General features: G+C 54.4%; 15 protein-coding genes and 2 tRNA genes. 6 read left to right on the top strand and 11 right to left on the bottom strand.

Annotated elements, in window-relative coordinates:
- The 5 genes from AC1DUO_RS08350 to rimJ all read right to left on the bottom strand — a co-directional run.
- The coding region (locus AC1DUO_RS08350) for a transposase domain-containing protein (RefSeq protein WP_477987075.1) at positions 1-150 on the bottom strand (150 nt) is incomplete at its 3' end.
- Between the two features lie 119 nt (positions 151-269).
- Positions 270-1,805 carry a murein biosynthesis integral membrane protein MurJ gene (gene murJ / locus AC1DUO_RS08355; protein WP_013575020.1) on the bottom strand — a complete coding sequence of 512 codons (1,536 nt, stop codon included), beginning with the start codon at positions 1,803-1,805 and terminating at the stop codon, positions 270-272.
- 193 nt (positions 1,806-1,998) lie between these two features.
- Positions 1,999-2,910 (bottom strand): Gfo/Idh/MocA family protein, encoded by a 912-nt coding sequence (locus AC1DUO_RS08360; protein ID WP_112198647.1) that lies wholly within the window; start codon positions 2,908-2,910, stop codon positions 1,999-2,001.
- 12 nt (positions 2,911-2,922) lie between these two features.
- Entirely contained in the window at positions 2,923-3,582 is a 660-nt protein-coding gene (locus tag AC1DUO_RS08365) for a DUF480 domain-containing protein (RefSeq protein WP_013575018.1), read from the bottom strand.
- A gap of 10 nt (positions 3,583-3,592) precedes the next feature.
- Complete coding sequence (rimJ, locus tag AC1DUO_RS08370; protein WP_013575017.1) at positions 3,593-4,180, bottom strand: ribosomal protein S5-alanine N-acetyltransferase; 588 nt, start codon at positions 4,178-4,180, stop codon at positions 3,593-3,595.
- Between the two features lie 212 nt (positions 4,181-4,392).
- Between rimJ and mdtH the strand changes: the two genes are divergently transcribed.
- The 3 genes from mdtH (at position 4,393) to AC1DUO_RS08385 (ending at position 7,137) form a co-directional block, all read left to right on the top strand.
- Complete coding sequence (gene mdtH / locus AC1DUO_RS08375) at positions 4,393-5,598, top strand: multidrug efflux MFS transporter MdtH (protein ID WP_013575016.1); 1,206 nt, start codon at positions 4,393-4,395, stop codon at positions 5,596-5,598.
- Between the two features lie 177 nt (positions 5,599-5,775).
- On the top strand, positions 5,776-6,423 hold the full coding sequence (gene grxB / locus AC1DUO_RS08380) for a glutaredoxin 2 (RefSeq protein WP_013575015.1): 648 nt from the start codon (positions 5,776-5,778) through the stop codon (positions 6,421-6,423).
- Positions 6,424-6,573: 150 nt separating this feature from the next.
- Positions 6,574-7,137 (top strand): lipoprotein, encoded by a 564-nt coding sequence (locus AC1DUO_RS08385; RefSeq protein WP_013575014.1) that lies wholly within the window; start codon positions 6,574-6,576, stop codon positions 7,135-7,137.
- A 73-nt stretch (positions 7,138-7,210) separates the two neighbouring features.
- Here AC1DUO_RS08385 and AC1DUO_RS08390 read toward each other — a convergent pair whose 3' ends face one another.
- From AC1DUO_RS08390 to AC1DUO_RS08405, 4 genes are all read right to left on the bottom strand, one after another.
- On the bottom strand, positions 7,211-7,795 hold the full coding sequence (locus AC1DUO_RS08390; RefSeq protein WP_013575013.1) for a TorD/DmsD family molecular chaperone: 585 nt from the start codon (positions 7,793-7,795) through the stop codon (positions 7,211-7,213).
- Between the two features lie 60 nt (positions 7,796-7,855).
- Complete coding sequence (locus AC1DUO_RS08395; protein WP_013575012.1) at positions 7,856-8,596, bottom strand: phosphatase; 741 nt, start codon at positions 8,594-8,596, stop codon at positions 7,856-7,858.
- A gap of 68 nt (positions 8,597-8,664) precedes the next feature.
- Positions 8,665-9,606: a glyoxylate/hydroxypyruvate reductase GhrA gene (ghrA, locus tag AC1DUO_RS08400; RefSeq protein ID WP_013575011.1), complete on the bottom strand. Its 942-nt coding sequence runs from the start codon at positions 9,604-9,606 to the stop codon at positions 8,665-8,667.
- 125 nt (positions 9,607-9,731) lie between these two features.
- Positions 9,732-11,213, bottom strand: coding sequence for a peptide MFS transporter (locus AC1DUO_RS08405; protein WP_013575010.1), 1,482 nt, complete (start codon positions 11,211-11,213; stop codon positions 9,732-9,734).
- A gap of 395 nt (positions 11,214-11,608) precedes the next feature.
- Between AC1DUO_RS08405 and AC1DUO_RS08410 the strand changes: the two genes are divergently transcribed.
- The 3 genes from AC1DUO_RS08410 (at position 11,609) to AC1DUO_RS08420 (ending at position 11,983) form a co-directional block, all read left to right on the top strand.
- Positions 11,609-11,698, top strand: a tRNA-Ser gene (locus tag AC1DUO_RS08410).
- Entirely contained in the window at positions 11,656-11,799 is a 144-nt protein-coding gene (locus AC1DUO_RS08415; protein WP_153375011.1) for a hypothetical protein, read from the top strand. Before AC1DUO_RS08410 ends, AC1DUO_RS08415 begins: the two co-directional genes overlap by 43 nt.
- Positions 11,800-11,893: 94 nt before the next feature.
- Positions 11,894-11,983: transfer RNA gene (locus AC1DUO_RS08420), tRNA-Ser, on the top strand.
- A 246-nt stretch (positions 11,984-12,229) separates the two neighbouring features.
- On the opposite strand, the gene astE is transcribed toward AC1DUO_RS08420, so the two are convergent.
- Both astE and astB read right to left on the bottom strand, forming a co-directional pair.
- The gene (gene astE, locus AC1DUO_RS08425) at positions 12,230-13,210 is read right to left on the bottom strand and encodes a succinylglutamate desuccinylase (RefSeq protein WP_126124762.1); all 981 of its coding nucleotides are present in this window, start codon (positions 13,208-13,210) and stop codon (positions 12,230-12,232) included.
- Positions 13,211-13,230: 20 nt separating this feature from the next.
- Positions 13,231-14,574 carry an N-succinylarginine dihydrolase gene (astB, locus tag AC1DUO_RS08430; RefSeq protein ID WP_126124761.1) on the bottom strand — a complete coding sequence of 448 codons (1,344 nt, stop codon included), beginning with the start codon at positions 14,572-14,574 and terminating at the stop codon, positions 13,231-13,233.
- Positions 14,575-14,580 lie beyond the last annotated feature (6 nt).

Below are 14,580 nucleotides of genomic sequence, written 5' to 3' on the forward strand. Positions count from 1 at the left end.
CTCGAGGGGGAGTTTACGCTTGCGTAGGGTGACGGTGTCAGTGAGAGAAAAAGCTTGCTGAATGAGGTCAGGAGACAGGAGGTCAGCGAGGCTTTGAACTTCATCGGGGGCAGTGAGATTGATAATACCGAGAGCTTGTGAAAGTTCCATTTAAAAAGGGTCCATGATGAGCATGAACCCTTTTTACACGAGCCACCGGATCGGTCAACTGATCCTTAAACGATCGGCATTAGGCGCTCATGCGCCCTTTTGTGTTTCTGTAATCTGCGTCAGTCCAGCTTACGGGCAAATTCTTTCACCCTGAAGCCCAGCAGGCCAAGCACGGCAAAGTAAGCGACTACGCCGACAGCAACCACTGCCGCCAGACGCGCCAGACGATACGCCATTCCCCCCACATCCCATGCAGGCATCAGCCACATCATGCCGAGCAATGCTGCTGACATGGCAACCACCGCGACAATCAGCTTAATCAGGAACACTCTCCAGCCCGGCAAAGGCTGGAAGATATCCTGCTTACGCAGTTGCCAGTAAAGCAGCGAAGCATTCAGACAGGCGGCCAGACCAATCGACAGGGAAAGCCCCGCGTGTTTGAGTGGGCCGATAAAGGCCAGGTTCATCACCTGCGTCATCAGCAAGGTAATGATGGCGATTTTCACCGGCGTTTTGATGTTCTGACGTGAATAAAAGCCCGGAGCCAGCACTTTCACCACGATCAGCCCCATCAGCCCGACGGAATAGGCCACCAGTGCACGTTGCGTCATCGAAGCATCAAACGCGCTGAACTTGCCGTACTGGAATAATGCCACCGTAAGCGGTTTGGCCAGAATCCCCAGGGCGACGGAACTTGGCAACGCCAGCAGGAAACACAGACGCAAGCCCCAGTCCATCAGGCGATTGTATTCACCGTGATTTCCGCTGGAAAAGCTTCGCGCCAGCGAAGGCAGCAAAATCGTGCCCAGCGCCACGCCCAGCACACCGGAAGGAAACTCCATCAGGCGGTCAGCGTAATACATCCATGAAACTGAGCCGGAGACCAGAAACGAGGCAAAAATCGTGTTGATGATCAGTGAAATCTGGCTGACGGAAACACCCAAAATCGCCGGTCCCATCTGGCGCATTACGCGCCATACACCGGCATCTTTCAGGTTCAGGCGCGGCAGCACCAGCATGCCGATTTTCTTCAGGTGTGGCAGCTGATAACCGAGTTGCAGCAAGCCACCGGCCACCACGGCCCAGGCCAGCGCCAGCACCGGCGGGTGAAAATACGGCGCGGCAAATAACGCAAAACCGATCATGCTGACGTTCAGGAAGGTCGGCGCAAACGCCGGTATCGAGAAGCGGTTCCAGGTGTTGAGTATCGCTCCGACCAGCGAGGCCAGAGAAATAAGCAGGATATACGGGAAGGTGATCCGCAGCAGAGAACTGGTGAGCGCAAATTTGTCCGGTGAATCCACAAAACCCGGCGCAGTGATATAAATCACCCACGGCGCCGCGAGCATGCCCAGCACGGTGACAATCGCCAGAACCAGCGTCAGCAACCCGGAGACATACGCAATAAAGGTGCGCGTAGCTTCTTCGCCCTGCTGAGTTTTGTACTCGGCAAGAATTGGCACGAACGCCTGTGAGAATGCGCCTTCGGCAAAAATACGACGCAACAAATTGGGCAGTTTGAACGCCACAAAAAAGGCGTCGGTGACCATTCCGGCGCCAAATACACGTGCCACAATGGCATCGCGGGCAAAACCTAATACACGTGAAAACATCGTCATGGAACTGACGGCTGCCAGAGATTTAAGTAGATTCATGTCACTTTTCTTGTTTACCGGTTTACATGTATATCAAATAGTTAAACCATCACGCCTGCATCAGCAGGCGTGAGAGATGAAGCCGCATGGCTCAAAGATGCGCTTAGTCTACGCATCCGCAATACAATAGCCACCGGCAGTTGTTTTATGTTGTTATAGAGTGTTAACCACGCCATCCCGCGCGGCTTTTTTGTTAAGAATTCAGAATCTTCTCGATCATTGCCTGCGCATAAATCGCCTGCTCGCCGCTGGTTTCCGGCGCCGTCTGATTACTCACGCAGGCCACAAAGTGTTCAATGGCACCGACAAATCCGCGCTGTGTCAGGGTACTTTGCCAGCCCGGTACCGGCAGTTGTGTGAGAATATCCTGCTGTTCCTCGCGCCAGATTTGCATATTGTCCAGCTGATACACCGCGCCTTCAGTCACCGCCTGCACGCTCTCGCGGAAAGTCCCTGCCCGGCGATGCATCGATGTCGTCACCAGCGTTTCGCCACAGAGGAAATGATGTTCGCCGTACAACATCTGATTCGCTTCGTTAATCTGAATCAGACCGCTTTCCAGACTGGCATTACCGCCTGCCAGCCACAGCGCGGTATCGACCACGTGCAGATAATCGTCCAGCAAGGTGAATCGCAGATCGTTTGGCCCCACGCTATCGGTCCGGTGTTTGTCCATGCGCAAAGATGCGGCGCTCTGCATGTTATCTTTGAGCTGACGATACAACGGTGCAAAGCGACGGTTGAAGCCGACCATCAGCGTTTTGCCTGCCTTGCGCGCCTGTTCAACCAACTGCTCAGCCTGCTCAAGTTCAGCGGCCAGCGGTTTATCGACATACACATGCACGCCCTGCGCCAGCAGTTGTCCAACCACATCGAAATGGCTGGCGGTGCTGCTGTGCACAAAAACCGCGTCGCACTGGCCCGCCAGTTCATCCATGCGGGAAAAACACGCCATACGATAACTGTCGCAAATGGCCTGCGCCTTTTGCTGATTGGGGGAAAAACCACCGACCAGCGTCCAGTTTTCAGCGTGACTCAGTACCGGCAGATAGGCTTTTTGCGCAATCCCACCCAGCCCGATAACACCAATACGTAATTTACTCACAACCCGCTCCTGTTAATCAGCCAGATGTTGCAACAAATTTTCCAGACGCTGTTTCAGCTCCGCCACTTCAGCTTCCAGTGTTTCCACGCGCGCGATCAGAGTCAGATCAGCGCTTTGTGCCTCGGCGCTGAACAGCGGTTCTTCATGGGTACTGGCCACATTGCTGACTTCGCCGCTGAACAGATGCATATAGCGGCTTTCACGTTTCCCCGGTTCACGGGCCAGACGCACGCAGAACGGGCCGTCTTCGCGGTTTGTCAGTTCAGTCAGCGTTTGTTCAACTTCGGCAACGTCCGAGAAATCATGCAGACGGTTAGTGCGGGTACGCAACTCGCCCGGCGTTTGTGCGCCGCGCAACAACAGCGTGGTCACCACCGCCACTTCCTGCGGGGAAAATTTGAGATTGCCGAATTCAGAATTACAGAAACGGTGCTCATACTTCATGGTACGTGAGCCGCTCAGGGTGCGGATAATGTGTTTGCGCAGCAGCAAATCCAGCGTTTGCTGAACGTCACTTTCGCTCAGTTCCATCACCGGCTCGCGGTTCGTCTTCTGATTGCAGGCCGTGGTCAGGCCGTTAAGGGTCATCGGATACTGTTCTGGCGTGGTGAGTTGTTTTTCCAGTAAACAGCCCACAACACGGGCCTCCCGGGCGCTGAGTTCGTGTTTCATGTTGCTCTCCTTATCGGGACGGGGGTGTCCATTCTTGCCAGGTTAATGCCGTCAGCACGTGGTCCTGCCATTTGCCGTCAATCAGCAGGTAATCTTTGGCGTAACCTTCGCGTTCAAAGCCGAGACGTTCGAGAAGCTGGCCGCTGCGTTTATTGTGCGGCATGTAATTGGCCATGATGCGGTGCATTTTTTGCTGGCGTTGCATATAGCGGATAAGCGTCTGCAACGCTTCCTGCATCAGACCTTTACCCTGCCATTCCTGGCCGAGCGAATACCCGAGGAAACAGGCATGGAAAGAACCGCGCAGCACATTGCTGAAATTCGCCACGCCCATCACGCGATTTTCATCGGGGTCGAGCAGGATGAAGTAATACGCACTGCCTTGTTTTTGCATCTCGGTAATCAGCCCCAGACGCGCCTGCCATCCTGAGGGATAACAATGGCTTTCATCCCTGACCGGTTCCCACGGTTTCAGAAACGCGCGGTTCTCAGCGTAGTATTCAGCCAGCCGGTGCGCATCACGGTCATGAACCAGGCGCAGGACCATCCGATCAGTGGTAAGCCGCACCTTTGGCACGGCAGATTTGTAGCCAAACATCCCTTCCCTCCACATCCCGCATGGGTCGATAAATAGAATTTATAGGAAACGACAGATCACCGCTAATTCTGCCAGTCAGAGCGCGGCTTGACGATAAAAAAATATTATCAATAGCGCCCTATCTAAATGCCTGTTTCCGGTTCAGACTGGAACGGTCTTTTCTCCTTTCTGTATCTGCCGGACAGGATACATATAATCGCTCATGGTGAAGCATGTCTCTGGTATCACAAGCTCGGAGCTTGGGTAAGTATTTTCTGTTATTAGACAACGCGCTGGTTATTTTAGGCTTTTTCGTGGTTTTTCCGTTGATCTCGATCCGATTTGTCGATCAGCTTGGCTGGGCGGCAATGGCCGTCGGCCTGGCCCTCGGCGTTCGTCAGCTTACGCAACAGGGACTGGGCATTTTTGGCGGGGCGATTGCTGACCGGTTTGGGGCGAAACCCATGATTATCACCGGCATGTTATTGCGCGCGGCGGGCTTTGCCACGATGGCGATGGCCGATCAACCGTGGATTCTGGTCTGTTCGTGTATTCTCTCCGGTCTTGGCGGCACGTTGTTTGATCCGCCGCGTACCGCGCTGGTCATAAAACTGACCCGTCCGCACGAGCGCAGCCGCTTCTTCTCCCTGATGATGATGCAGGACAGCGCGGGTGCCGTCATTGGCGCACTGATCGGTAGCTGGCTGCTGCAATATGATTTCCATTACGTCTGCTGGACCGGAGCCGCAATCTTTTGTCTGGCAGCGGCCTGCAACGCCTGGCTGTTACCGGCTTACCGCATTTCCACCCTGCGCACCCCTATGCGCGAAGGCATGATGCGCGTGCTGCGCGACCGCCGTTTTCTGGCCTACGTGCTGACGCTGACTGGCTATTACATGCTGACCGTGCAGGTGATGCTGATGTTGCCGATTGCGGTCAATGATGTCGCGGGCAGCCCGTCGGCGGTGAAATGGATGTACGCAATTGAAGCCGTACTGTCGCTGACGCTGTTGTATCCGATTGCCCGCTGGAGCGAAAAACGTTTCCGTCTTGAACAGCGCCTGATGTTCGGTCTGCTGATCATGACACTGAGCCTGCTGCCGGTCGGGCTGGTTACCTCAATCAATCCGTTATTATTGCTGATTGGCTTTTTCTACATTGGTTCGATCATCGCCGAACCGGCGCGTGAAACCCTGGGTGCATCTCTGGCCGACGCCCGCGCACGCGGCAGCTACATGGGCTTCAGCCGTCTGGGACTGGCTCTGGGCGGCGTCATCGGTTATACCGGTGGCGGCTGGATGTACGACACCGGCCGTGCGCTCGAACTGCCTGAATTGCCGTGGTTATTACTCGGCGTCGTTGGCTTCATCACCCTCACCGGTTTGTACTGGCAGTTCAACCTGCGCCGCATCGAACCGGCCATGCTCAGCGGCAGTTGATCTTCCGTAATTTCTTATGCAGTACCCTGATGGAAACCGCGTTCCAGAGAATGCGGTTTGATCTCACATCCATCTATACCCATACTGAATCATAGCGTTAGACAAAATCCGAACCTACATCCGGCAGTTTTCATGCACCCTACAGGTCACCGCCGGCGATAACAGGAGCTACGTACTATGAGACTTTACGTTTACGAACATTGCCCTTTCTGCGTGAAAGCCCGCATGATTTTCGGTTTGAAGAACATCCCGGTTGAGATCAAGGTGCTGCTCAACGACGATGAAAAAACACCCATTTCAATGGTGGGTAAAAAGATGGTGCCTGTCCTGCAAAAAGAGGATGGCGGCTTCATGCCGGAAAGTATGGATATCGTGCATTACATCGACAAAAGTGACGGTAAACCGCTGCTGACCGGCCCGCTGAACGCGTCTGTTGCCGCGTGGTTGCGTCAGGTTTCTGAATATACCGGACGTCTGTTGTTGCCGCGTTTTGCCACCGCACCACTGGAAGAATTCTCCACGCCGGAAGCCCGTAAATACTTCGCCGATAAAAAGCAGGCTGCCAGCGGCAGTTTTCAGGAGCATCTGCAACATTCCGAAGGTCTGGTGAAGAAAATCAGTCAGGATTTGCGCGCACTCGACAAACTGATCGTCGAGCCGAATGCGGTGAACGGCGAGCTTTCCGAAGATGACATTAATCTCTGGCCGTTGCTGCGTTCGCTGTCGATTGTGCAAGGCATCGACTGGCCTTCACGGGTTCAGGCCTACCGCGATAATATGGCGAAACAGACTCAGGTAAATCTTCTCTCCCGTCTCGCAAGCTAAGCCCGTTATACTTTTTGCCGGAAGTCCGCTTCCGGCAATTTTCCCTTTTATTCCCTCCCTTCAGCACTTAGGCTAATCAGCGTTGTCTGATTGGAGCCATGATGCTTTACGGTCATGCTGACGAAATAGTTTTTACGTAATGAGGGAAGAATGACAAAGCGATTTCTGGGTGCCGCAGTACTGATGTGTGCCAGCTTACTGGCAGGCTGTAATCAACTGACGCAGTACACCATCAGTGAGCAGCAGGTGAATGATTACCTGCAAAAGAACAACAACTTTGAAAAACAGTTGGGCGTTCCGGGACTGGTGGATGCCAAACTGGTGCTGACCAATCTCAGCAGCCAGATTGGCCGGGCTGAACCCGGTATCGTGACGCTGACCGGCGACGCCCATGTCGATGTATCCTCACTGTTCGGCCCGCAGAAAGCCGATATGCGCCTGACCCTGAAAGCGCATCCAACTTATGATCGCGAGAAAGGCGCCATTTTCCTGCGGGATATGCAGGTGGTGGATTACACCATCAAGCCTGAGAAAATGGACAACGTGATGAAAGGCCTGATGCCTTATCTGAACAATTCGCTGAACACCTATTTCAACCAGCGTCCGGCTTATGTGCTCAATGGCGATCACAGCAAAGGTGAAGCGATGGCGAAGAAACTGGCGAAAGGAATTGAAGTGAAACCGGGTCAGTTGGTGATACCTTTTACTGATTAGTCTGAGTAAACCGATAATAAGAAAGCCCGGCGTGATGACTCACCGCCGGGCTTTTTACATGCTGTGTTCAGGATTACTGGTCGTCTTCTTCCGCGTCATCCAGATCCGGCGGCAGTTGCTCTTCGAGTTCGTCGCGCATCGCCTGCAAGGCTTCGCGGCTGATTTCAGACAGCGTGCGGTAGAAACCGCTGGTGGCATGGGCTTCCACTTTACCGAGGAATTTACCGCACCACGGGAACAGGTAGTCATCAAACAGCGTAATTTGCGCGCTGACTTCATCTTCCTGCGACTGATCTTCCAGCCAGGAGGCGGCCAGTAACATGGCACCGAAATGATCAGCAGGCGTTTCGCCCAGCGGCATACCGCGCTGTTGCAGGAATGTGCGCACATCCATTTCATTTGCGCCGTCAACATAATCACTGCGGAACGGCGATACCGCACATTCTGAACCGACAAACAGACGGTTAAATTCAGCGGCCAGCGCTTGCGGATTGGCACTTTCCTGCAAGCGGATCAGCAACGCATCCTGCTCCAGCGGCCAGTGCTCACGCAGCTTTCCGTCCTGAATCAGGCCAAACAACGGAACCAGCAACGGATCCTGCGGCTGACGGTAAAACAACGTGCCCAGCACGCGGCAGACAATCGAAAATTCATTCATAACAGTAACCTGATCAGATAATGAAAAGGGTTAATCCCCCGCAATTTGGTCGCGACAATGTCACAGTTCGCTTAATTCAGCAATGGGCGCGCGACCCCGGGCCTCGAGAAAATCGAGGAAACGACGCGGGCTGACATTAAGAATACGGTCTTGCGGAAAATCAATTTCACGCAGGATACGTTCGCAATGTTCAAAGCCCCCGAGTGAATAAGCGATGTGCGAATCTGACCCCAGCGCCAGCCAGCCACCGGCTTCTTTTACTGCCAGCGCAATCGCACGGCAATTTGGCTCGCTGCCCGCACGTGAATGAATAAACGATGAGTTATTCAGCTCCAGCGCGACGTTATATTTCGCGGCAGCCGCCGCCACAGCAGGAATATCAATCGGGTATTTCGGGTTGCCCGGGTGCGAAATAATATGCACTTCACCCCCCGCCATCGCTGCAATCATCGCAGCGGTATGGGTTTCTTTATCGACGGGCTGCATCACCGGCTCATGGAAACCGGCAATAATCACGTCGATTTCTTTGAGCATCGGGCCGGTACAGTCGATATCACCATGAATGTTTTTAATATTCGACTCGATGCCACGCAGAATACCGATGCCATTCACCAGACGCGGCCAGACCCGCATATTCATAAAATGCCAGTAGTGCGGCGCATCAGCCATATCAGGACCATGATCAGTGATGGCAAACAGCTTAATGCCCTTTTCGGCGGCTTCATCAATGTAATCATGTAACGTGCTGTAGGCGTGGGTGCTGGCAACGGTATGCATATGTAAATCAACCGGGTAAGGCATGTACTCTCCTTGAAAGTATTCCGCTGCGGCAACATAACCGCAGCATTTATAATGTTAGCAGATGAATATCAGTAACCCCGGCCGGGATCGACACGTCCCGTCGGCTCGCGCCCTGCCTCTATCGCCAGAATGTTACTCACGATGCTGTCCATCGCCTGCTCCGGCAACGTATCCGCACCGACGTGTGGCGTGATGCTGACCCGCGGATGCGACCAGAACGGGTGCATGCCCGGCAACGGTTCTTCAACGAAAACGTCGAGCGTGGCAGCGGCAATCTGCCCGCTGTCGAGCGCACGCAGCAAATCGCCTTCCACCAGATGTCCGCCACGACCAAGGTTAATCAGGTACGCATTATGCGAAAGATTTGTGAACAGTTTATGATTGAGAACACCGGCGGTGTGCGGCGTGTTGGGCAACAGATTGATCAGCACTTTGCAGCCGCTGGCAAACGCTGCCAACCGATCGTCACCATAGAAACTCTCTACGCCTTCCTGAGACTTGGCGCTGCGGCTCCAGCTACGCACGGTGAATTGCATATCCACCAGTGCTTTCGCCACGCTGCTGCCGAGCACACCGGCACCAAGAATACCGATAATGAATTCACTGCGTGAATGCGGAACAAGCGGGCGCCATTGTTTTTGTTGCTGGAAGAGCTGATATTCATCCATCCGGCGGAAATAACGTAATACCGTCGCCAGCGCATATTCCTGCATCTGCAACGCCATGCCGGTATCTTCCAGGCGCAGCAACGGTACGCCGGCGGGCAATGTGCCCGGCTGACGCTGTTCCTGTGTCAGGATGGCATCCACTCCCGCCCCCAGCGCGAAAATACCTTTCAGCATCGTGCGCGGCGCGAGCATGGCATGCGGTGGCCGCCAGACCAGCGCGTAATCCGCCGGGTCCTGATCATTCGCCTTCCACGCACGCACGTTGGCCTGCGGTAATCTTTTTGTTATTCCGTCAATCCAGGGTTTTGCATCAGATGTAGGGTGGTAAAAAATAATGTTCATCGGGGAAGCCTCCTGTGAACAGATAGATTTCCCTGAATATCATCGGGATGCAACCCTGTGGCGTAAAAAAGAACAAGCCCCGGAATTCGGGGCTTGTGAAGTGAGTGACGGAGACTGCGAATAAATCAGGCGGCAACCGGCTCACGGTGGATCATCCGGCGCAGCAGCGGGATAAGCACCAGCAGCACCACACCCGTGATAACGGAACCCCAGCCCAGCGCATTAAACACCTGACTGTAGCCCGGATTGGTCAGCGCTGGCGTACTGCCCGCGTTCTGCGGCATCAGCCCGGAAATGTAACTGGCCAGCACCGACGCCACGCCGGTGACCATCATCCAGCAGCCCATCATCACACCCTGATAACGCGGCGGTGCCAGCTTACCGATCATCGCGTAACCGATCGGTGAAATCAGCAGTTCGCCGATGCTTTGCAGCAGATAGCTGAGGGCAATCCATTTAAACGCCACCAGGCCGTCGCCGCCCGCCAGATGAATACCCAACGGCAGCACCAGCATGCCCAGCCCCATACAGAACAGGGATGCGGAGAACTGCGCCGGAATATCAATGTTCCAGCCGCGCTGACGCAGGCGGTTGAACCACAGTGCCATCAGCGGCCCACCGATCACGATAACCACGGTATTTATGTTCTGGATCCACTGCGGTGCCACGCGGATACCATATACATTCAGGTTGATGTTGTTTTCAGAGAACAGCATCAGCCCCATGGGTGCCAGCTGATACAGTGTCCAGAAAACTAACGAACCCAGCGCCAGCAGCAGATACGCCTTCATGCGGCGGCGTTCATCCGCATCGCGATGGCGAAAAGTGACCAGCGCCATTAATGCGAAAATCACAATGCCCAGCGCGACCACAAAATAACTGCTGAATTCTGCGTGGGTCAGCAACATGCGGATAACCGGCACCAGTACAATCAGGATGGCAATACCGACCGCCATCCGGCGCAGTAACTGGCTGCGGCTGGCCTCTTTCAGCGGCGTGCTGATATCGGCCAGAATCGACCAGCGGGAAAGTGTCACCACAATCGCCGCGACATTCCCTAACGTGGCGAACAGGAACAGCGCGCGGTAGTTTTCACTGAGCTGGAAATAACCGGCGACCGCAAAACCTATAAAGAAGCCCAGGTTCATCCCGGCATAATTCCACAGGAAGGCCGATTCACGGCGGTCATCGTCCGGAGCAAAACGCTGGGTCAGCATCATATTCAGACAGGTCACATTCAGTCCGCTGCCGGTCAGGAACATGGCTAATCCCCAGTACAACCCGGTCACACCTTCCAGCGCAATCAGCGCACAGCCAAAGACCTGCAACACCATGCCGAGCACGAACAGATTACGGTTGCTGAGATAACGCCCGCCAAGGTAGCCGCCGAACATATGCAGCCCGTAGTTGAATGCGCCGAACACGCCCATGATGGCGTTGGCGTTATCTTCACTGAAACCGAGTTTTTTGGTGGCGTACAGGACCAGCGTGGAATACAGCACCGCAAAGCCGAGCGTTGCGAATGTCTGAACGAAGAATAATGTGCCCGCTCCGGCAGGAATTGCCGTCCGGTGTTGCGACGCGGTCGCGTTATTTGACTGACTCAAGAATAACCCCTGCCCTTATGTGATAAATAACCCTGCTTCAAAGGATGACTTGTACAGTTCTTATGCGAAGCATTTTTTCAGAGTGCATTGTTATACCGCTACCCTGAATGATTACCACAACATATCTTGCTATTTAGCCGTAACAAAAAGTGTTTGCGGGATAATTGTGCTTTCATGCAAAAATTCTACTTATTTATGCATTCTGATAAGCAATTTTAATCACGCCCTGCAACCAGATACCGGCTGTTCATCCTTAACGCATTTTTTGCTCTTTAAATCATCAGATTGCTCTAAGTTTGTCTAAACGGCATGGAACCTGCAAAAGAGTGTTGACGGTGAGGCGACTTTTCCCTACATTAGCGCCGGTCAGCAGCACTGCGGTGCAGCCGACGACTGGAGAGGTGTCTGAGTGGCTGAAGGAGCACGCCTGGAAAGTGTGTATATGAGCAATCGTATCGAGGGTTCGAACCCCTCTCTCTCCACCACATTAAACAAAAAAGGTTCTGATGAAAATCAGAGCCTTTTTTGTTTTTGGGCGCTTTCAAAATCCGCCAGCCACGGCATTCTCCCGGCGAACAGACTCTGAGCGCCTGACACAAAACGCTGAAAATTTTCTTGACCCTTCGCGGCGGTCTCCCTATAGTAGCGCCCCGTTGCAACGCTCGCGCTGTAACGAACACGGTGAGGTGTCTGAGTGGCTGAAGGAGCACGCCTGGAAAGTGTGTATACGAGAAATCGTATCGAGGGTTCGAACCCCTCTCTCACCGCCAAATTAAAGAAAAAGGGTCCTGATGAAAATCAGGACCCTTTTTCTTTTGGTGCAACGCATCCCGATAAAGGGAATGAGTTGCGGCTGAGATGCCATTAATACCCCACCCCGACCCTCCCCTTCGCAGGGGAGGGAGCTGATCGCGTTCTACTCTGCGCGCACCGTAAGCGGGTTTTTGCCCTGCTCCTCCCCCTGCGAAGGGGGAGGTTGGGAGGGGGTTTTGCAGCTACTGCGGTGCTTTTACTCATCAGATTTTCATCAGCATCAGCCCTGCCCTTAACCCCAGCGCCACATTCGGATTCGGGAATAACACGACTTCTTCCTCTGCTTCAACCTTGTAGGTTTTACCGCTTTCTTTAGCAATGACAAACCCCTGCCTGAACGCCGTAAAATTCAGGGCATCTGCCGGGACAAATAACTCGAAATCTTCCTGTGACCGGATCACATCCTGCACCACACGGTAATGCACCAGCGGCGCGGCGGCGTCACGGGCAGGCATCGGTTCGCCACTCACCAGCGTTTGCAGCGCGCGGCGGATACCGGTGAACTGCGCGTGATCGTTACTGCCGAACGGCAGCGCTTTGCCCAGTTCCAGCGTGCAACTGTCGGCCTGAAAAACATCGCTGCTGAAATGCGTAAAAGTACCGCCCGGCGATCGGTGATGCACCAGCGCATCCAGCCCGGCGGCGTCGAGCCAGGCGAGCATCGCTTCGCTTTTCGGACGATTTTGTAAAGGCAGCAGCCCGAAGCGCACGTGTTTTGATCCGCGGATCGCCGTGTGCAAATCATAGTGGAATCGCTGCGTGGTTCCCGCCGCCGTGGCACTGCGGTAAAACAACGCCATCACCTGTTCGAGTTCCTGCGCCCGGCGGGTTTCATCATTCGGTGTATAACGCGCATGACGCCCGCCGAACATGCGGTTCATGTCAGCCTCCACAAACCGCTTATTGACACGCATTGACGGCGGATTGCCCAGTAACACCAGCAGCCGGACCCGCAACAGCCTTTCGCCAGACAGCAGCTCGCTGACCAGTTGATTGAGCAGTTCAACCGGCGCAGTTTCATTACCGTGAATACCGGCGGAAATCACCACCGCCGCCTCACAGGACTGACGCGGTGAAAGCTCGAGAATGCCTTCACCACGCCATTGCCAGTCCAGCGTTTCGGTTTGTCCGGCAGGTTCTTTCACCGCATCACCGGCAAGCGTCGTCGCCAGTAAATCAAACATACATTCACTCCTGTGATGGCTCAGCGCTGGAACGGATAAATCGCACCCAGCCCGAGAATATTGGTCAGTTCGTCGAGCGCAGTACGCACTTCGGTCAGAAGCTGTGGATCGGCCAGATCTTTGGCCTGCATCCGGTCACGATAATGCGTGTCCACCCAGGTATTGAGCCGCGTGAACTGGCTGTCACTCATCAGGGAAGCCACATTGATTGCATTAAGTTCGTTGCGGTTGAGCGCGACACGCAGGCGCAAACACGCCGGGCCACCGCCGTTGCGCATGCTTTCACGCAGATCAAACACTTCAATCTGATCAACCGGGCCACCGCTGTCTTTCAGTGCTGAAAGATACGTCCAGACGCCGGTGTGCTGGCGGGACTCTTCCGGCACCACCAGCATCATTTTGCCGTCGGATTTGGTCAGGAGCTGGCTGTTAAACAGATACGTCGCGACCGCATCGTCGAGAGACACTTTTGAATGCGGCACTTCAATCGGGTGGAAATCCAGCTCAAGCGCCGCCATTTTGCGACGAATTTCCTCCAGCGCTTTGCCTGAATTCACAAACGCCTGCTCGTGATGGAAAAGCACGTTGCCGTTGCTGACAGAAATGACGTCGTTATGAAAAACGCCGCTGTCGATGGCTTGCGGATTTTGCTGAATAAACACCGTGCGCTTTTCATCAAGCTGATGCAAACGCGCTACGGCATCACTGGCTAAACGGGTCTGACGTGCCGGATAACGCACCGGTTCGTTGTCGCCGGTCGCCAGCCCGTCGCGTCCGTAAACAAACACCTGTACGCCGGGTTTATCGTACTCACCGCATAACCGGTTATGATTTGCCGCGCCCTCATCCCCCAGCGCCGCCACCTGCGGCAGCGCATCGTGATGGGCAAAATATTTATCGGCATGGAAGGTCGCGCGTAAAATGGCAGACGTGGTTTCTGCCTCAATGGCCCGGTGAAACTTATTATTCAGGTTGGCAACTGTGAAATGCACACGCCCGTCTGCACTGTCTGCCGAAGGCGACACCGTGGCCGCATTCGCCACCCACATGGAAGACGCCGAACTCAGTGACGACAGCAAACGCGGCGAATAAGCCTGCGCCTTAGTCAGCACTTCGCGATCGCTGCCACCAAAACCCATTTTGCGCAATGTGCTCAGATGCGGACGTTCATGCGGCGGCAAAATCCCCTGCGCAAAACCGAGATCGGCCAGCGATTTCATTTTCAGCAAGCCCTGTTTTGCCGCCAGACGCGGGTTCGCCACCGCATTCTGGTTTTTAGTCGAAGCTTCATTGCCAAACGACAGCCCCGCGTAATGGTGCGTCGGCCCGACTAAGCCGTCGAAATTTGCTTCACATCCAGACATTGCTGT

The organism is Rahnella sp. P4_A8 (assembly GCF_056402435.1).